The 18,078-nt window shown below is 73.6% G+C and carries 17 protein-coding genes; 7 read left to right on the top strand and 10 right to left on the bottom strand.

Annotated elements, in window-relative coordinates:
- Nucleotides 1-103 precede the first annotated feature (103 nt).
- The 5 genes from PSU4_RS20585 to PSU4_RS20605 all read left to right on the top strand — a co-directional run bounded on the left by PSU4_RS20585 (nucleotide 104) and on the right by PSU4_RS20605 (nucleotide 5,133).
- Nucleotides 104-1,432, top strand: coding sequence for a PucR family transcriptional regulator (locus tag PSU4_RS20585; RefSeq protein WP_246115244.1), 1,329 nt, complete (start codon nucleotides 104-106; stop codon nucleotides 1,430-1,432).
- 171 nt (nucleotides 1,433-1,603) lie between these two features.
- Entirely contained in the window at nucleotides 1,604-2,536 is a 933-nt protein-coding gene (locus PSU4_RS20590; protein WP_147110876.1) for an ACP S-malonyltransferase, read from the top strand.
- A 73-nt stretch (nucleotides 2,537-2,609) separates the two neighbouring features.
- Complete coding sequence (locus PSU4_RS20595; protein ID WP_147110879.1) at nucleotides 2,610-3,599, top strand: beta-ketoacyl-ACP synthase III; 990 nt, start codon at nucleotides 2,610-2,612, stop codon at nucleotides 3,597-3,599.
- 50 nt (nucleotides 3,600-3,649) lie between these two features.
- Entirely contained in the window at nucleotides 3,650-3,892 is a 243-nt protein-coding gene (locus PSU4_RS20600) for an acyl carrier protein (protein WP_147110884.1), read from the top strand.
- Nucleotides 3,889-5,133 (top strand): beta-ketoacyl-[acyl-carrier-protein] synthase family protein, encoded by a 1,245-nt coding sequence (locus PSU4_RS20605; protein ID WP_147110886.1) that lies wholly within the window; start codon nucleotides 3,889-3,891, stop codon nucleotides 5,131-5,133. The genes PSU4_RS20600 and PSU4_RS20605 overlap by 4 nt, the downstream gene beginning before the upstream one ends.
- A gap of 76 nt (nucleotides 5,134-5,209) precedes the next feature.
- Here the strand turns inward: PSU4_RS20605 and PSU4_RS20610 are convergent, their stop codons facing one another.
- The 4 genes from PSU4_RS20610 to PSU4_RS20625 all read right to left on the bottom strand — a co-directional run bounded on the left by PSU4_RS20610 (nucleotide 5,210) and on the right by PSU4_RS20625 (nucleotide 8,418).
- The gene (locus tag PSU4_RS20610) at nucleotides 5,210-5,764 is read right to left on the bottom strand and encodes a hypothetical protein (RefSeq protein ID WP_147110890.1); all 555 of its coding nucleotides are present in this window, start codon (nucleotides 5,762-5,764) and stop codon (nucleotides 5,210-5,212) included.
- 112 nt (nucleotides 5,765-5,876) lie between these two features.
- The gene (locus tag PSU4_RS20615; RefSeq protein ID WP_147110893.1) at nucleotides 5,877-6,365 is read right to left on the bottom strand and encodes a DUF3145 domain-containing protein; all 489 of its coding nucleotides are present in this window, start codon (nucleotides 6,363-6,365) and stop codon (nucleotides 5,877-5,879) included.
- A gap of 226 nt (nucleotides 6,366-6,591) precedes the next feature.
- Nucleotides 6,592-7,707, bottom strand: a complete 1,116-nt coding sequence (locus tag PSU4_RS20620) for an MBL fold metallo-hydrolase (RefSeq protein WP_147110896.1) — start codon at nucleotides 7,705-7,707, stop codon at nucleotides 6,592-6,594.
- A 9-nt stretch (nucleotides 7,708-7,716) separates the two neighbouring features.
- On the bottom strand, nucleotides 7,717-8,418 hold the full coding sequence (locus PSU4_RS20625; RefSeq protein ID WP_246115245.1) for a transglutaminase-like domain-containing protein: 702 nt from the start codon (nucleotides 8,416-8,418) through the stop codon (nucleotides 7,717-7,719).
- A 210-nt stretch (nucleotides 8,419-8,628) separates the two neighbouring features.
- Here PSU4_RS20625 and PSU4_RS20630 point away from each other — a divergent pair, with 210 nt between their 5' ends.
- Nucleotides 8,629-8,841 (top strand): helix-turn-helix domain-containing protein, encoded by a 213-nt coding sequence (locus tag PSU4_RS20630; protein WP_147110899.1) that lies wholly within the window; start codon nucleotides 8,629-8,631, stop codon nucleotides 8,839-8,841.
- A 36-nt stretch (nucleotides 8,842-8,877) separates the two neighbouring features.
- Here PSU4_RS20630 and PSU4_RS20635 read toward each other — a convergent pair whose 3' ends face one another.
- The 5 genes from PSU4_RS20635 to PSU4_RS20655 form a co-directional block, all read right to left on the bottom strand.
- Entirely contained in the window at nucleotides 8,878-9,852 is a 975-nt protein-coding gene (locus PSU4_RS20635; protein WP_147110902.1) for a pirin family protein, read from the bottom strand.
- Nucleotides 9,849-10,358, bottom strand: a complete 510-nt coding sequence (locus PSU4_RS20640; RefSeq protein ID WP_147110904.1) for an NUDIX hydrolase — start codon at nucleotides 10,356-10,358, stop codon at nucleotides 9,849-9,851. Before PSU4_RS20640 ends, PSU4_RS20635 begins: the two co-directional genes overlap by 4 nt.
- Nucleotides 10,359-10,761: 403 nt before the next feature.
- Nucleotides 10,762-13,608: a vitamin B12-dependent ribonucleotide reductase gene (locus PSU4_RS20645; protein ID WP_147110906.1), complete on the bottom strand. Its 2,847-nt coding sequence runs from the start codon at nucleotides 13,606-13,608 to the stop codon at nucleotides 10,762-10,764.
- A 152-nt stretch (nucleotides 13,609-13,760) separates the two neighbouring features.
- Complete coding sequence (gene nrdR, locus PSU4_RS20650) at nucleotides 13,761-14,276, bottom strand: transcriptional regulator NrdR (protein ID WP_147110909.1); 516 nt, start codon at nucleotides 14,274-14,276, stop codon at nucleotides 13,761-13,763.
- A gap of 572 nt (nucleotides 14,277-14,848) precedes the next feature.
- Nucleotides 14,849-15,190, bottom strand: a complete 342-nt coding sequence (locus tag PSU4_RS20655) for a LysM peptidoglycan-binding domain-containing protein (RefSeq protein WP_147110912.1) — start codon at nucleotides 15,188-15,190, stop codon at nucleotides 14,849-14,851.
- Between the two features lie 861 nt (nucleotides 15,191-16,051).
- Here PSU4_RS20655 and lexA point away from each other — a divergent pair.
- Nucleotides 16,052-16,786: a transcriptional repressor LexA gene (gene lexA / locus PSU4_RS20660; protein ID WP_147110915.1), complete on the top strand. Its 735-nt coding sequence runs from the start codon at nucleotides 16,052-16,054 to the stop codon at nucleotides 16,784-16,786.
- A 346-nt stretch (nucleotides 16,787-17,132) separates the two neighbouring features.
- Here the strand turns inward: lexA and PSU4_RS20665 are convergent, their stop codons facing one another.
- Nucleotides 17,133-17,429: a hypothetical protein gene (locus PSU4_RS20665; protein WP_147110917.1), complete on the bottom strand. Its 297-nt coding sequence runs from the start codon at nucleotides 17,427-17,429 to the stop codon at nucleotides 17,133-17,135.
- Nucleotides 17,430-18,078 lie beyond the last annotated feature (649 nt).

Raw genomic sequence — 18,078 nt, forward strand, 5'->3', positions numbered from 1 at the left:
AGCAGATGACCAGATGCATCGAAGCGGGCGGGTTCCGGACAGCCGGGAACGAACCTCCGACGTGATATGCATCACTCATGCTCGCCCGTGCCATGCTTCGGCCGTGACGCCCGCGTCCGTGCCGACCGGCGCCCCCGTCTCCTCCGCGACCCTGCGCCGCCTCGAGCTCGGCGCCGGCGGCATCGCCGGGGCGTGCCTGGCCGCGATGGACCGCCGTCAGCCGTGGTTCCGCAAACTGCCCGCCGCGCTGCGCTCGGGCGTCCAGCTCGTCACCCAGACCGGGGTCGCGAACTTCGTCGGCTGGCTCGTCGCGACCGGGGGCGGGCCCACCCGCGCGTCGGAGCAGCCGGAGCCCACCGACCACACCGCCGCCGACGTCGCGGTCGCCGTCGGCGGCGGTGGTGGCGGCGATGTGATCGGCGGCCACCCGGGCGCCGGATCGGTGCGGCTCACGGCCGAGGCGTTCCGCATCGCCCCGCGCGACCTCGCGCGCCGGCTCACCCTGCGCCAGACCGTCGAGCTCGTCCGCGTCGCCACCGACGTCCTCGAGGAGCGGCTGCCCCCGCTGGCCGCCGACGACGCCGAGTTCCGCGTCCTGTCCGAGGCGGTGCTGCGGTTCGGGCGCGAGGTCGCGTTCGCCGCCGCCACCGCCTACGCCGGGGCCGCCGAGGACCGCGGCGCCTGGGACGCCCGGCTGGAGGCACTCGTCGTCGACGGCGTCGTGCGCGGGGACACCGGCGACGAGCTGGTGTCGCGGGCGTCGGCGCTGGGCTGGGACCCGGCCGGACCGGTGCGGGTCGTCGTCGGGACGCCGCCGTCGGACCACGCGCCGGAGCGGCTCGGGGAACTGCGCCGCCGGGCCGGGCGGGCGGGCCGGTCCCTCCTGGTCGGGGCGCAGGGCAGCCGGCTCATCGTGCTGCTCTCCGACGCCGACCACGACGCCGACGACCTCACCGAGGTCCTCGCCGCGGTCGCGCTCGACTTCGGGCCGGGCCCGGTCGTTGTCGGGCCGCTCGCCGCCGACCTGCCGTCGGCACCCGCCAGCGCCCGTGACGCGCTGTCGGGGCTGCGCGCGGCGCCCGCCTGGCCGGAGGCGCCGCGTCCCGTCCCCGCCGACGACCTGCTGCCCGAGCGCGCCTTCTCCGGCGACCCGGAGGCCCACCGCCGGCTCGTCGAGACCGTCGTGACGCCGCTGGCCGAGGCCGGCGGCGAGCTGTGGCGCACCCTCGCCGCCTACCTCGACGGCGGCGGGTCACTGGAGGCGTGCGCGCGGGCACTGTTCGTGCACCCAAACACCGTCCGCTACCGGCTGCGCAGGGTGAGTGACCTCACGGGCCGCTCCCCCGCCGACCCGCGGGACGCACAGGTCCTGCGCGCCGCGCTGCTGGCCGGGCGGCTCGCGGGCGCCGAGGCCGGGGCCGACCCGTCCTGAGCTGCGAAAGATCGGCCCCGGGGTTGCGACTCCTACAAACGACGGTCCCCCGACGTGGCGAGTCACCGGTCACATAGTCTGCGTCGTTGTGGAGAACCTCCAAAAGCCGCCCGCCGAGTTCGTGCGTGCCGCTATCCCGCGCGGACACCTCACCGGTGTTCGCTGTCCGTCGTGATCGCGCTGCTCGCGCCGGGTCAGGGCTCCCAGACCCCCGGCATGCTGACCCCGTGGCTCGACGACCCCGGGGCCGAGGAGACCGTCGCCGCCTGGTCCGACGCCATCGGCCTCGACCTGCGACGCCTCGGCACCACGGCGGACGCCGACGAGATCAAGGACACCGCGGTCACGCAGCCCCTGGTCGTCGCGACCGCGCTGCTGGCCGCCGCGCGGCTCGGCGCCCACGTCACGCTGCCCGAGGCGAGCCCCGTCGCCGGGCACTCCGTCGGTGAGCTCGCCGCCGCCGCGATCGCCGGGGTACTCGGTACCGACGCCGCCGTCGCCCTCGCCGCGGTCCGCGGCCGCGAGATGGCCGCCGCGTGCGCGCTCGAACCGACCGGCATGAGCGCGACGCTGGGCGGGAACCCCGACGACGTGCTCGCGCGACTGTCCGAACTCGGCCTCGACCCGGCGAACCGCAACGGCGCCGGCCAGATCGTCGCGGCCGGACCGCTCGCCGCGCTCGAGGAGCTCGCCGCGAACCCCCCGGAGCGCGCCCGTGTCAAGGCGCTGCCCGTCGCCGGCGCCTTCCACACCCGGTTCATGGCCCCCGCCGAGGACGCGCTGCGCCAGCACGCCGCCTCCGTCGAGCCGGCCGACCCGAGCCGGCCGCTGCTGTCCAACGCGGACGGCACCGTCGTCACCGACGGCGCCGAGGCGTTGCGCAGGCTCGTCTCCCAGGTGACCCGGCCCGTCCGCTGGGACGCCTGCATGTCCACGTTGCGTGAGAAGGGGGTGACCGCGGTGATCGAGCTGCCACCCGCGGGTGCACTGGTCGGACTGGTCAAGCGCGAGCTCAAGGGCACCGCGACGCTCGCCCTCAAGACCCCCGACGACCTCGACGCGGCCGCCGCCCTCGTCGCCGAGCACGCGGAGGCGCGGGCATGAGGGAGCGTCAGCGAGTGAATCATCGACACAGCGCCCGCGCGCAGCGCCGGCCGAGCGTCAGCGAGGTCGTGCGATGAGTGCCAGGTTGAGCCTCGCGCCGGTCGTCCCCGGCGCCCGCATCATCGGCATGGGCAGCTACCAGCCCGAGAAGATCGTCACCAACGACGACCTGGCCGAACGCGTCGAGACCAACGACCAGTGGATCCGTGACCGGGTCGGCATCGTCGAGCGTCGCGTCGCCGCCGACGACGAGCTGCTCGTCGCCATGGCCGCCGAGGCGGGCCGCCTCGCTGTCAAGGACGCCGGGATCGCACCGACCGACGTCGACACGGTCATCGTCGCCACCTGCACGATGCCGTACCCGATCCCCAACGCCGCCGCCCAGACCGCCGACCGGATCGGCATCGTCGCGCCCGGCGCCTTCGACCTCAACGCCGCCTGCGCGGGCTTCAGCTACGCGATGGGCACGGCCGCCGACCTCATCCGCGCGGGCTCGGCCCGCACCGCGCTCGTCATCGGCGCCGAGAAGCTCACCGACTGGCTCGACTGGGACGACCGCTCCACCTGCATCATCTTCGCCGACGGCGCCGGCGCGGCGGTCCTGTCCGCGGCCCCCGACGCCGAGTCGGTCGGCGTCGGCCCCGTCGCCTGGGGCTCGGCGGGCGACCTGCACGCCATGATCGAGGTCCGCCCGCACAACAACGCCCTCGCCCAGGAGGGCCAGGCGGTCTTCCGCTGGGCGACGACGAAGATCGCCCCGGTCGCCCTGCGCGCGATCGAGCTGGCCGGGCTCACCCCCGCCGACATCGACGTCCTCGTCCCGCACCAGGCCAACCTGCGGATCGTCGAGGCCGTCGCGAAGCGGTTGCGCGCCAAGGGCGCCCGCGAGGACATGGTCGTCGCCGACGACATCGTCCACTCGGGCAACACGTCGTCGGCGTCGATCCCGCTCGCCCTCGACCACATGCGCGCCGCCGGACGCATCAGGTCCGGCGACGTCGCCCTGCTCATCGGTTTCGGCGCCGGGCTGTCCTATGCGGGCCAGGTCGTCGTCTGTCCCTAGGATCGTCGACCGACGGACCTCCCACAGTTTCCCATCAGAAGGAGCACCCAGTGGCTGACAACGCCGAGATCCTCTCCGGCCTCGCCGAGATCGTCGAGGAGGTCGCCGGTATCGACGCCGGTGACGTCGCGGCCGAGAAGTCCTTCGTCGACGACCTCGACATCGACTCGCTGTCGATGGTCGAGATCGCCGTCCAGGCCGAGGACAAGTTCGGTGTGAAGATCCCCGACGAGCAGCTCGCCGAGCTCAAGACGGTGGGCGACGCGGTGGACTACATCGCGAAGAACCAGTGACGGGGGCCCCCGTCGAGGTCGTCGTCACCGGGTACGGCGCGACCACCCCGCTGGGCGGGGACGCCGCGTCGACCTGGGAGGCGCTGCTCGCCGGGAAGTCGGGCGTCGCCACGACACAGGGCGCGTTCACCGAGCGGTTCGACCTCCCGGTGAAGATCTCCGCGCAGCTGGCGGTCGAGCCGACCGACGTCATCGCCCGGGTGCAGGCCCGGCGCATGGACCGTTGCGAGCAGGTCGCCGTCGTCGCCGCCCGAGAGGCGTGGGCGCACGCGGGCCTCGACGGCGACGAGCCGAAGGTCGAGCCCGAGCGGTTGGCGGTCTGCGTCGGCACCGGTATCGGCGGCGCGGTCACGCTGCTCGACCAGGACGACCTGCTCGAGTCCGGCGGGGTCCGCAAGGTGTCCCCGCTGACCGTCCCGATGCTCATGCCCAACGGTCCGGCCGCCGTCGTCAGCCTCGAACTGGGGGCACGCGCGGGCACGCACGCGCCGGTCTCGGCGTGCGCGTCCGGCGCCGAGGCACTCGCGTGGGCGTACCGGCTGCTGCAGGACGGTGACGCCGACGTCGTCATCGCCGGTGGCGCCGAGGCCTGCATCACCGGCATCACCGTCGCCGGGTTCGTCCAGTCGCGCACGCTCAGCCGGCGCAACGACGACCCGGAGCGGGCGTCGCGTCCGTTCGACACGGGCCGCGACGGGTTCGTCCTCGGCGAGGGCGCCGGCATCCTGGTGCTGGAGCGGGCGGAGTTCGCCAGGGCCCGCGGGGCGACGGTCCACGGCCGGCTCGCCGGCTACGGACTGACCTCCGACGGCTACCACATCACCGGGCCCGACCCCTCGGGTGCGGGACAGTCGCGGGCCATGCTCAAGGCCGTGCAGACCGCGGGCCTGGAGCCGTCGGACATCACCCACGTCAACTGCCACGCGACCTCGACGGTCGCCGGCGACGTGGGCGAGGCCGCGGCGGTCCGCAAGGCGCTGGGCGACCAGCCGGTGCTGACGGCGCCGAAGTCGGCGCTCGGGCACCTGGTCGGCGCGGCCGGCGCGGTGGAGAGCCTCGTGACGATGCTGTCGATCCGCGACGGGATCGTCCCGGCCACGCTCAATCTCGACGAGCTCGACCCGGGCGTCTCGCTCGACGTCGTGCGCGGCGAGCCGCGCAAGATGGACATCGACGCCGCGATGAACAACTCGTTCGGCTTCGGCGGGCACAACGCCTCGGTGGTCTTCACCAAGGTGTGAGGGCGGGACGTCGTCGCAGGTCAGGCCTCGTGAGTGGCGATAGTCGCCATAGCGACCATCGCCACTCACAGGGGTTTCAGCAGGGCTCGGACAGCAGGCTGCCCGCGGAACCGGTCTCCAGACGAGGTGGGTCGCCCACCATCGGGAACGCGCCGCGCCAGCAGATGCGCGGCACCCGCAGGTCCGGCGGTGCGTCCTCGAGCGACTGCGTCGACACGAACCGCACCATGGCCAGCACCCGGCCGCCGCCCGCGTCGTCGATGCGGTCGACGCGGATCGTGCCGTCGGTAGCGGTGTCGATCGAGGCGATCCACTGCTCCCGCGGCTGCTGCTCCACCCGCTCCGGCACCACCGACACCGACCACAGCTCGTAGTCCCGGGAGTTGATCGCGTCGAAGTAGCGCTGCAGCTGGCTGCGGACGGCGTCGGCCAGCGGATGGTCCTCGGCGTCGGCCGACAGCTCGACCTCCGGCGGCCCCGCGCCGGACACGGGTGGCCGCTCGGGCGCACCCGAGGGCGCGACGCCCTCGAACATCCGCCCGCCCAGCACCCAGGCCGAGACCCCGGCCGCGACGAGCAGCGCAAACAAGGCCACCGCGAGCGCGGGCGTGTACCGGACCCCCGACCTCACCCCGCCGACGTCCTCACCGGTCGTGCATCCCCCACGAGCACAGTCTCCCCGACCGCCCCGAGACGATCACGGCGGCCCTCCCCCGGCCGGCGCGCGGGCGTGCGCGGGAGGGTCAGCCGACCTGGTGCAGCCAGGTGACCGGGGCGCCGTCGCCGGCCAGCCGGAAGGGCTCCAGCGCGTTGTCCCACGCCGAGCCGAGCAGCGCGTCGATACCCGCGTGGACCTTGCCCGCCGACGACCCCGCCATCACGGAACGCAGCTGGTCCTCACCCACGACGATGTCGCCGTTGGCGCTCGTGCGCCCCCGCCACATCCCGAGACCCGGGACGTAGCAGAACCGCTCCCCGTCGACGCCCGGACTGGGCTCCTCGGTGACCTCGAACCGCAGCATCGGCCAGGCACGCAGGGCGCCCGCGAGGGCACCGCCGTTCCCGGCCACGCCGGTCCACGTCACCTCCGCCCGGAGCGTTCCGGGCGCAGCGGACTGCGGAGTCCACTGGAGAGAGACCTTGCTCCCCAGCACCCCCGACATCGCCCATTCGACGTGCGGGCAGACCGCAGTCGGCGACGAGTGGACGAAAACCACGCCGCGTGTGCTCACTGCAGACCTCCGCTGTTCGACGAGGATCGTCTTCCCCTACGTCCTCGCGCACCGCGTCGGCGAACAGATCGCGTGTGAAACTGTGTGGCCCAGGCGGGCCGGTTCGGCCGGGGTGACCCGGCGGTGGTCGGCTGTCGGTGATCACTCTGCCTGATCATGCCGCCAGGGGCAAAGGATCCCGGGCGCGTCGGGCGTGTCGATCACCCGTGTCGCTGCTCGCGTGTGCTCACACCGCGCGGTAGTGGACCACCGCGACGTCGCCGTCCCTGTCGCCCGGGCCGGTAGGCGTCGGGTCGGCGTCGGACGCCACGAGCCCGCGCTCGACGAGCACCTCCAGGTGCACCGCCGTCTCCAGCACCGCGAGCATCCGGTTGAACGGGTCGAGCTCGGCCAGCGTCCGGCCGCGCCGCGTCCAGGCCAGCGTCGCCGCGACCTCGTTGGCGGTGGTACGCCCCTCGGCCAGGCCGGCCAGCGTGTCGTCGAGACGCTGGGCGTGATGGGCGAGCAGCTCGTCGACCCGCTCGTGGACCCGGCGGCCCACCTTGCCGTGCGCGGGCAGCATCGCGGCGTCGGGCCGGTCGCGCAGCAGCTGCAGCGACGTTAGGAAGTCCGACAGCGGGCTCGGCGGCGCGATGGGCTCGAACCCGATCGACGGAGTGATCGTCGGCAGCACGTGGTCGCCGGTGAACATCAGGTCGTGGTCACCGTCGGCGAAGACCATGTGGCCGCGGGTGTGCCCCGGCGTCGCGATCGCGGTGAGGGTGCGGCCGAGCGGGCCGGTGCCGTCCGCGGCGGACCCCTCCGGGCCGACGGTGAGCACGGCACCGTCCTCGAGCCACTCGTCCGGGGGCTCCCACAAACGCAGGTCCATCCGCGGCGGCGGGTTCGCACTGATCAGGTCGGCGAGATCGGCCGCGCCGGCCTGACGCAGCCGCTCCATGTGCGACGAGCCGCCCTGTCCGCGGTCGGGCCGGTTGATCTCGTCGAGACCCACCTTCTCCCCCGCGCCCAGCAGCACCCGCGAGCCGAAGCGCCGCCGCAGCTCCACACCCATCGTGTAGTGGTCGCGGTGGGAATGGGTGCACAGGAACCGGCGCACGCCCTGCAGGTCGGTGCCCAGCGCCGACAGGCTCTCGGCCAGCAGCTCCTCGGCGACGGTGAGGGCCCAACCGGAGTCGACGAGCGTCCAGCCGTCGACGTCCTCGATCGCGTAGACGTTGACCGCGCGCAGCCCGTCGTTGGGCAGAGGCAGCGGGATGCGGTAGACGCCGGGGGCGCAACGGTAGGTACCGGGCGCGGTCCAGTCTCCGTCAGGCTCGTCGTCGAGGATCGTCGGGCTCACCCCAGCACCCTAGGCGGAGGTGGGGGCGGAGAACTCGTCGGTGCCCGCGTGAGAGTCGCCACCGAGCAGCGCCTCGCCGTAGGTCGCGCGGAACCGGGTTAGGATCGCGTCCAGCGGCAGGTCCGCCGAAGGGCCGTGGTCGACGACGTACTCCATGTACCGGGCGCCGTCGCCGGTGAACTGGTGCATCAGCGCGTGGCCGTCGCCGTCGAAGTCGAGCGGCTCGACCCCGAACCGGTGACACAGCTCCGCGTTGAACGCCGGCGACGCCTTCAGCCAGCGCCCGCCGAGGTACAGCTCGCTGTAGCCGTGGTGGATGAACACGTCGTGGCCGTTCATCAGCGCGCGCAGCCGCGGGGTGTTGAGGTGGTTGCGGACGTCGGCGAACCCCAGCCGCGCCGGGATGCCGACGGCGCGCGCCGACGCCGTGAGCAGCACCGCCTTGGGCACACACCAGTTGCGGGGCGCAACCGCGACCGCACTCGCCCGGTAGTCACGCGGGTCGGTGCTGATCACGAAAGGGTCGTACCAGATGCGGTCGCGGACGGCGGCGAACAACAGCCCCGCCCGGGCCACCTCGTCGTCCTCGCCGCCGACGGCCCGCTCGGCGAACTCCCGCACCGCGGCGGCGTCGGAGTCGACGAACTCGCCCGGCATCAGGTTGTCCTCCGGACGGTCCGAGGCCGGTGTCGTCGTGCCCGCGTCCGCCACGTGCAGTTCCTCACTCTCCGTCGAGACAGGGTCGCGCGGGGTCACCGTACCGCGCGGTCCATCCTCACTCATACCACCCGGTCGGGGCGGCTTTCCCACCCCGGAGGTGACGCTTCGTCGATTAGTGTCGCCATGAAGCAAATCGGTCAGGTGACCGTCGCGGCCGGCATGAACGGCTCGTGACGGCACGGAAGGAGCGGGGGTCCGTCGATGGTGGCAGGCAAGCCGGAGCGCCCGGAGGTGGTGCAGGCGCCGTTCCTCACCGTCGCCGAGGTGGCCGAACGGATGCGGGTCTCGAAGATGACGGTCTACCGGCTGGTGCACAGTGGACAGTTGCCTGCCGTCCGGTTCGGACGCTCGTTCCGGGTGCAGCGCAACGCCGTCGACGACCTCATCGAGTCGGCCCGCTACGAGGTGGGCTGAGCCAGGCCCGCCCAGCGCACTCGCGGGGCCGGGCCGTCAGCGGGTCCGGCCGCGCGGGCGCAGCGGCACCGGCGGCATCGCCGGCGCCGACAACGGGTCCCCCTCGTAGCCGGTGACCTCCCCGAACCGCGCAGGCCCGGTACCGGTGATCTCGGCCTGCCACGCCGAGCGGGCCGCACGCACCTCGTCGCCACTGCGGCCGACGAAGTTCCACCACATGACGATCTGCTCGTCGAACGGGATACCACCCAGCAGCAGGAAGCGGCTCGCCGACGCCGCGCGCAGCCGCAGCTGCGCCCGGCCGCACCCCAGGTAGCAGAGCGTCCCCGGGTCGAGGACGCCGTCGATGTCCGGCTCGCCGGACACCGTCAGCACCGCGTGCTCGAAGTCGGGCTCCAACGGGATCACCACGTCCGCGCCCGCCGCCAGCTCCACGTCCACCCCGACCAGCGGAGTGTGCACCCGCCCCGGCGACCGGGCCTCGGCGAACTCGCCGAGCAGCACCGTCGCGCGCATCCCGGTGCCCGTGACCGCGGGCAGCCCGGCATGGAACTCGAACCGTGGCGCGGTCTCGCGGGCGCCGTCGGGCAGCGCCACCCACAGCTGGGCGCCGTGCAGCAGCGGAGCGTGCGGGTCGGGCGACTGCTCGGCGTGCGCGATGCTGCGGCCCGCCGTCATGAGGGCCAGCTCCCCCGGGCCGATCATCGTGTCGCTGCCCAGGCTGTCGCGGTGGTGCACCGTGCCCTCGAGCAGCCAGCTGACCGTCTGCAACCCGATGTGGGGGTGCGGCGGCACCTGCATGCCGGGGGCCTTCGCGACGTCGTCGGGGCCGTAGTGGTCGACGAAGCACCACGCGCCGACCATGCGCCGGCCCAGCGTCGGCAGCAGGCGGCGGACCTTCGTAGACCCGCCCAGCGCGACCGTCTTGGCCGCCAGCACCTCGCGCACCGGCTCCACCCGCGGCGCCGGCCCGCAGATCTCGACGTCCGGCCGGATCGACGTGTCGCTCACCGATCCAGCCTAGGACGTGCACCGTCCGCGTCGAACCCGAAGGCCGCCACGGCGGGGACCGGCGCATCGCCGGCCAGCCACGCGAGGACCTGCCGCTCGTGCGGCACCACCGGATCGGGCAACGCCGCGAGCGGGAACCACTCGACACCCTCGGACCTGTCGTGCTCGGCGGCCCGCGGCTCCCCCGACCAGCGCCGGCAGGTGAAGAAGAAATCGACCCGCTCGTCGACGGGCAGGCCCGTCGCCTGGGTCCGGTGCATCGCCGTCAGGGGTTCGAGGTCCGCGGGGTCGATGACGACGCCCAGCTCCTCGGCCGCCTCCCGAACGGCGGCGCGGTGCACCGACTCGCCGTCCTCGACGTGCCCCGCCGCCGCCGACGCCCAGAACCCGTCCATGAACCCGGTGCCGGCGCGCAGCTGCAGCAGCACCTCCGTGCCCTGCGGGCCGTCGCGCAGCAGCAGGACGTAGGCGGCGGGCACGAGCCGGAACCGGTCGGTCACGATCATCGACCCTACGGGGCGCCCGATGTGCGGCCGCTGCCGGGAAGCGCATCAGGCTCGCCACACGGACGGCACAGCGCGCCGTCGCCGAACGTGTCACCAGCGCGATCCGGGCGCACTCACGACACGCTCGCCGGCTACGCGCCCACCGGGCGTGTCACCAGCGCGGACGACACACTCCCACGACACGCCCGCCGGCCTGGAGACGGTCCCTCGGGGTCCGCGGTCAGCCCGCGTGCACCCGGTGGTCGGCCGCCGTCGACGGGCGGCGCGCGATACCGCCGAGTTCGACACGGGACTGGTCCCACGAGGCTCGCGACCACTCCCACGTCGAACTCGGCGTACGGGCCAGCAACGGCCGAGGGGCCGGACCGCGGTCGCGGTCCGGCCCCTCGGGCTCGAGCAGGCGTCAGCTGCAGCCGCTGGTCGAGCCGCAGCCCTCGCACAGGTAGCAGGACCCGGCCGGACGCATCTTCGTGCCGCAGGTCAGGCACAACGGCGCGTCGGCCGCCTTGCCCAGCCGCAGCTCCAGCAGCTCCGTCGAGCTGCCCACCGCAGCCGGCGCCGCGGCCGGTGCGGCCGGTGCCGGCTCGTCGACGGACACGCTGGAGCGCAACGACTCCAGGTCCACATCGCCCGGACCGTAGCTCGTCGCGACCTGCGCCGACCGCTCCTCCGCCGAGAAGATGCCCAGCTCGGCGCGCTTCTCGAGGCTCAGGTGATCGAGCGCGAGGCGGCGGAACAGGTAGTCGAGCACGCTCGTCGCGATCCGGATGTCCGGGTCGTCGGTCATGCCCGCCGGCTCGAAGCGCAGGTTGGAGAACTTCGAGACGTAGAACTCCAGCGGGATGCCGTACTGCAGACCCACCGAGATCGACATGGAGAACGCGTCCATCACACCGGCGAGCGTCGAGCCCTGCTTGCCGAGCTTCACGAAGATCTCGCCGAGGCCGTCGTCGGGATACGAACCGGCCGTCAAGTAGCCCTCGGCGCCCGCAACAGTGAACGACACCGTCTCGCTCGGGCGCTTCTTGGGCAGCCGGCGCCGGACCGGACGGTGCTCGTGCGGCTCCGTCGTCTCGGCCTGAGCGTCCTTACGGGCCTCCTTGCCCGCCGACAGCGGCTGGCCCACCTTGCAGTTGTCGCGGTAGATCGCCAGCGCCTTGAGGCCCATCTTCCAGCCCTCGAGGTAGATCCTCTCGACGTCCTCGACGGTGGCCGCCTCCGGCATGTTCACCGTCTTGGAGATGGCGCCGGACAGGAACGGCTGCACCGCGGCCATCATCCGGACGTGGCCCATCGCGGGGATGACCCGCTCACCCATGGCGCAGTCGAACACCTCGTAGTGCTCGGTGCGCAGGCCGGGCGCGTCGACGACGTGACCGTGCTCGGCGACGAACTCGACGATCGCCTCGGCCTGCTCGTCCTGGTAGCCCAGCTTCGCCAGCGCCCGCGGGACCGTCTGGTTGACGATCTGCATCGAGCCGCCGCCGACGAGCTTCTTGAACTTGACCAGCGCCAGGTCCGGCTCGATGCCGGTCGTGTCGCAGTCCATCATCAGACCGATCGTGCCCGTGGGGGCCAGCACGGAGGCCTGCGAGTTGCGCCAGCCGTTGCGCTCGCCGATCGCGAGGCACTCCTTCCACGTGATCGTCGCCAACTTGTGGACGTGGGTGCTCGCGGCGAGGGTGCGCACGTCGTCGTTGGCCGCGGCGTGCTTGCGCATGACCCGCTGGTGGCCCTCGGCGTTGCGCGCGTAGCCCTCGTAGGTGCCGACGACGCCGGCCAGCTCGGCCGACCGCTTGTAGGCGGCGCCCGTCATCAGCGAGGTGATCGACGCCGCCAGGGCACGGCCGCCCTCGGAGTCATAGGCGTGGCCGGTGGCCATCAGGAGCGCGCCCAGGTTGGCGTAGCCGATGCCCAGCTGGCGGAACTTGCGGGTGGTGTCGCCGATCGGGTCCGTCGGGAAGTCGGCGAAGCAGATGGAGATGTCCATCGCGGTGATGACGAACTCGACGGCCTTGCGGAAGCGGTCGGCGTCGAACAGGCCGTCGTCGCCCAGGAACGTGAGCAGGTTCAGCGACGCCAGGTTGCAGCTCGAGTTGTCGAGGTGCATGTACTCCGAGCACGGGTTGGACGCCGAGATGCGGCCCGACTCGGGGCAGGTGTGCCAGTCGTTGATCGTGCCGTCGTACTGGATGCCGGGGTCGGCGCACTCCCACGCGGCCTGCGCGATGCCACGGAACAGCGTGCGGGCGTCGACGGAGTCGATCACCTCGCCGGTCATCCGGGCACGCAGGCCGAAGCTCGTGCCCTCCTCGACGGCGCGCATGAACTCGTCGTTGACGCGCACGGAGTTGTTGGCGTTCTGGTACTGCACCGACGTGATGTCGGAGCCGCCCAGGTCCATGTCGAACCCGGCGTCGCGCAGCACGCGGACCTTGGCCTCCTCCTTGGCCTTGGTCTCGACGAACTCCTCGATGTCGGGGTGGTCGACGTCGAGCACGACCATCTTCGCCGCCCGACGCGTCGCACCGCCCGACTTGATCGTCCCCGCCGACGCGTCGGCACCCCGCATGAACGACACCGGGCCGCTCGCGGTGCCGCCGCTGGAGAGCAGCTCCTTCGACGACCGGATGCGCGAGAGGTTCAGGCCCGCGCCGGAGCCGCCCTTGAAGATCAGGCCCTCCTCGCGGTACCAGTTCAGGATCGACTCCATCGTGTCGTCGACAGCGAGGATGAAACACGCGCTGACCTGCTGCGGCGACGACGTGCCGACGTTGAACCACACCGGCGAGTTGAAGCTGAACACCTGGTGCAGCAACATCCAGGTCAGCTCGTGGGCGAAAATCTCGGCGTCGTCGTCGGTGGCGAAGTAGCCGTTCTCGACGCCCGTCCGGTGGTAGACGCCGACGACCCGGTCGATCAGCTGGCGCAGGCTCGACTCGCGCTGCGGCGACCCCACCGCGCCCCGGAAGTACTTGCTGGTGACGATGTTCGTGGCGTTCACCGACCAGCTCGACGGGAACTCCACGCCGCGCTGCTCGAAGTTGACGGTGCCGTCACGCCAGTTCGTCATGACGACGTCGCGGCGCTCCCACTCGACCTCGTCGTAGGGGTGCACGCCCGCGGTCGTGTACAGCCGCTCGACGGTCAGCCCGGCCGTCCGCTTGCGCCCGGCCCGGCTCCCGGCCTTCGCCCCACGGGTGTTCCCGGCAGCGTCCCCCGAGGCCGTCGCCCCGACCGTCTCCGTCATCCTCGTCCTCTTTCCTGGCAACCGTGGTGCGGTGGTGCCGCACCGATGTCAACGACCGCGTCGGCGAATGAGCCGCCCGGCGGACCGTCCGGTGGGTCGACCGGCCGGTGTCGCGCGCCGGCCGGGCGACACACCCGTTCCCACTACGTGTTTCACGGCGCGTCGTCCCGCGACGGGGTGCCCCCCGCCGCCTCGCCGTCCGCGTCGTCGGCTGCTTCCCCGGCATCCGACTTCCGCAGGTCCGCGATCTCCTTCTCGAAGTCGTCGATCGACGAGAAGGACCTGTACACACTCGCGAAGCGCAGGTACGCCACCTCGTCGAGCTCACGCAACGGCCCGAGGATCGCCAGCCCCACCTCGTGGCTGGGAATCTCGGCCGTCCCGCCCGCCCGGACCGCCTCCTCGACGCGGTGCGCCAACTGCTGCAGCGCGTCCTCGTCGACAGGGCGCCCCTGGCAGGCGCGTCGCACTCCGCTGACCACCTTGTCGCGGAGGAAGGGTTCGGTCACACCACTGCGCTTGACGACCGCGAGCACCGGCTCCTCGACCGTCGTGAACCGCCGTCCGCACGACGCGCACGAGCGGCGGCGCCGGGTCGCCTGCCCGTCCTCGACCTCACGAGAGTCGATGACGCGGCAGTCGGAGTGACGGCAGAACGGGCAGCGCACAGTAGTGATCCTCTCTCCGAGAGCGACCGACAAACCCAACCTGTGGCCGAACAACACGTATGTAACCACAAGATGTGGGGGTCGGTGCGACCGGGAGGCCCGCCAGACGCAGGTTCCCCCGATCTGGCGAGTCAGCGGCGGCGACCGTGCCACCCGTTGTCGCGGAGCGCGGCGCCTCGACCACTCTGCGCCGCCACCCGACCCCTCCGAAGGCTTCGCCGCAGGCACCCACACGGGCTGCCACGACTGCGAAGCGCGACCGCTGCAGGGCGGCCACCGAGCCACGGACCCGGTTCGCCCCGTCCGCCGACGAGACCGATCCGGAACGCCCGAGACTGCCATCCCCGACCCACCGCGGCGGACGGCACCCGTCGCCGGACACGGCCCGCGATCGGGTAAGGCTCGGGGTGCGGCACTGCACCGTGTGACGGCCCCTCATCGCCGGGCGATCGCGCGCTCACCTGGACCGCGCACCCGACCACGCGCGGAGAGGTGCCGTTACTCGAGGCCGGACTGATCACGATCCGGCGCGATCCGGCCCCGTGCCGAGCCGGCGAGGCGCGCCGGGGGCCTCAGGCAGCGGGCACCGTGAGCACCTGCCCCGGACGCAGGGCAGCCGAGCGCAGACCGTTCAGCTCCGCGATGTGGGCGGCGGCCGCCGCCGGATCGGCATCGGGGGCCGCACGCCGGGCGATGTCCCACACCGTGTCGCCCTGTCCGACCACGACCTGCGCGGTGGCGGCCGGGATACCGGGCCCGGCGTCGCGTGCGACATCCGCCAGGGAGCCCAGGCCCACGACGACGCCCGCCGCCACGACGGCCAGCACCATCAGTGCGGCGGCCCGGCGGACCCGGTAGCGCAGCGCGAGCGGCGCCCGCCGGACGGTCCGCGCACCCGCAGGACGGCGCCACACCCGCGGCGCGGGGACACAGCGACCGCGCACCGGGCGCCCGGCCGGTCGCTCGGTCGGTCGCTCAGCCGGGCGCCCGGCAGGCCGCTCGGTCGGGCGTTCAGTCGGACGCTGGGCCGGGCGCCCGGCAGGCCGCTCGGTCGGGCGTTCAGTCGGACGCTGGGCCGGGCGTCCGGCAGGCCGCTCGGTCCGGCGTTCAGCCGGGCGCCCGGCAGGCCGCTCGGTCGGGAACTCGTCCCACTCCGCCGGCCGCTGCGGCGGAACCGCCGGATCGGCCGAGAGACCACCGGGGATCAGCGTCAGCGCCGGCCGGCAGACCGCGGGCGCCCCACCGGGACGGGCCGCGACGGGTTCCCGCGAGGACACACCCCGCCGCGCCTCCCCCCGGCGCGCCTCACGCGGCCGCGCGGGCCGGGGGCCCGGACCGTGCCGCCTGCCACGCCCCGCACCGGCCTCGGGCCGGGGCTCGCGACCGCCGCGGACGGCCCCCTCCCCGGCGGCACCCCCGCCCTCGACCCCGGGCTCCGCCTCCGACCGCGCGCCCGCACATCCGGGAGCCGTGCTGACAGACATGGCATTTCCCTTCCCGTTGGCGCCGGCTGCTGCGTCGGCGACTCGCGTCGTCCGGGGTGCACCCGCGCCGTCGACGGTGGCCCGCCGCACCGGATCGGATACGCTCCGTTCGCACGGACGTTCGATCGAACGTCCGTGCGAATGTCTACCACCGGCCACCGACAATTCTTCGCGACGCGCCCGCGTGTCGTTCGAACATGTGTTTGGCGGGGGCGATGATCGGGTCTACGGTTCGGTGGCGACGGCGGCGGGGACGACGGTCCCGCCGCGCCGATCGAGGAGGCGGACGAGATGGCACGGGACGAGACCGGTACCGACCGTGAGGCCGGGCAGGTGCGGTCCTTCCCGGACCCGGCCGAGGCCGAGGGCACCGGTGCGGTGCTCACCCCACGGCAGCGCAAGGTCCTGGAGGTCATCCGGGACTGGGTCGACCGGTTCGGCTACCCGCCGAGCGTGCGGGAAATCGGCGACGCGGTGGGCCTGACGTCGACGTCGTCGGTGCACCACCAGCTGCGCACCCTCGAACGCAAGGGCTACCTGCGGCGCGACCCGAACCGCACCCGCGCGGTCGACGTGCGCTCCCCCGAGGACCTCTCCGACGACAGCGCGGACACCCGGACCGATCCGGCCGTGGAGCGCGACGAGCACCCCGCCCCGGCCTACGTCCCGCTGCTGGGCAACATCGCCGCCGGTGGCCCCATCCTGGCGGAGCAGGCCGTCGAGAGTGTGTTCCCCCTCCCGCGGGAGATCGTCGGCGAGGGCACGCTGTTCCTGCTCAACGTGCGTGGAGACTCGATGGTCGAGGCCGCGATCACCGACGGCGACTGGGTCGTGGTGCGGCAGCAGCCGGTGGCGGAGCAGGGCGAGATCGTCGCCGCGATGATCGACGGCGAGGCCACGGTGAAGACCTTCCGTCGCCGCGACGGGCACGTCTGGTTGATGCCGGCCAACCCGGCCTACGACCCCATCCCGGGCGACGACGCGTCGATCCTCGGCCGGGTCGTCGCGGTGCTGCGCCGCCTCTGACACGAGCGCCCCTGACACAAGCGACCCTGACACGAGCGCCCCGACACGAGCGACCTGACACGAGCGACCCTGACACCGGCGGCCCCTGACACGAGCGCCTCTGGCACCGACGGCGCGACCGGGACACGTCGTCCACGGCGGACGTTCACACCGGACGTGTGGGGCTCGGGCTGTCCTGTCCGGACGACACCGAGGTGTGTGGGGCCGCGCGATCAGCCTGCGGGCGGAACCACTGTGGCCCGCCGCGGTCAGTGCCCCCAGATGGTCACCGTCGACACCGGAGCGGTCCACAGGCGGGCACCGGCAGCAGCCCGGCGCCGAGCTCGGCGAGGTGCGGATCGCCGGTTCAGCGGCCCGGGCGTGCTCCGGCGTCCGTGGCGTCGACCTGCTCGGACCCGCTGCGGGACTCGGTGCGGGACTCGGTGCGGGCCGCCGCGGCGGCCGTGCTGCGGAATGCCGCGTCGTCGCGGGAGCTGTCGGACGTCCGGGTGTCGGCGCCCTCGCGGGGTTCCGTCCCGGAGATCGGGTTCCCGCCGCGGTCTCCCCCGCCGTTGCGGGAGCTCTTGTCGGCGGCGGGGCGGGGCGTCCGGTCGCTGCGAGGATCGTCGTCCCGGGGACCGGGCGGCGGAGGTCCCGCGGGCACGGGCCGGGGCCCCGACGTTGGGGCCGGCGGCCCGCCCGGGCGCGGCCCGCCGGACCCCACGGCCTCGGCACCGGAGCCGTTGGGACCAGAACCGTTCGGAACGGAACCATTCAGAACAGAGCCGTGGGGAACGGATCTGTTGGGAGCGGAGCTGTTGGGAGCGGGACCGTTCGGAGCGGAACCGTTCGGAGCGGAACCGTTCGGAGCGGAGGCGCTGGGAGCCGGGGCGCTGGGAGCCGGGGCGCTGGGAGCAGAGCCGTTCGAAGCAGAGCCGTTCGGAGCGGAGCCGCTGGGAGCAGAGCTGTGGGAAGCAGGACCGTTGGGACCGGCCCCGGGGGCTCCCGGAGCCGGTGGGCGGCTCGGCGGGGGCGGCCCGGCGGGCCGCAGCGGCCTGACCGGTCCGACGGAGTAGGCGGGGCCCGCAGGTCCGTTGCGCCCGGGCCCCGCAGGAGCACCGGGACGCCCCCCGTTCGGACCCCCGTTCGGACCCCCGACGGGAGCAGGACGGCCGGCGGGCGGCCCGACACGCGGCGGACCCGGGGGCCGGCCCGGAGGCGGGCCCTGCGGCCGCCCGGGAGGCGGCGGGCCCACACGCGGCGGGCCCACGCGCGGCGGACCCGGGGGCGGGCCGTACGGCGGGCGCCCCGGG

Source organism: Pseudonocardia sulfidoxydans NBRC 16205, from assembly GCF_007989085.1.
Lineage (GTDB): Bacteria > Actinomycetota > Actinomycetes > Mycobacteriales > Pseudonocardiaceae > Pseudonocardia > Pseudonocardia sulfidoxydans.

What these genes read in the sequence shown, in the direction of transcription:
- lexA (WP_147110915.1), top strand. Translation starts at nt 16,052, where the DNA reads ATGGCACGGGACGAGACCGGTACCGACCGTGAGGCCGGGCAGGTGCGG.
- PSU4_RS20630 (WP_147110899.1), top strand. Translation starts at nt 8,629, where the DNA reads ATGGTGGCAGGCAAGCCGGAGCGCCCGGAGGTGGTGCAGGCGCCGTTC.
- PSU4_RS20640 (WP_147110904.1), bottom strand. Translation starts at nt 10,358, where the DNA reads ATGATCGTGACCGACCGGTTCCGGCTCGTGCCCGCCGCCTACGTCCTG.
- PSU4_RS20595 (WP_147110879.1), top strand. Translation starts at nt 2,610, where the DNA reads ATGAGTGCCAGGTTGAGCCTCGCGCCGGTCGTCCCCGGCGCCCGCATC.
- PSU4_RS20645 (WP_147110906.1), bottom strand. Translation starts at nt 13,608, where the DNA reads ATGACGGAGACGGTCGGGGCGACGGCCTCGGGGGACGCTGCCGGGAAC.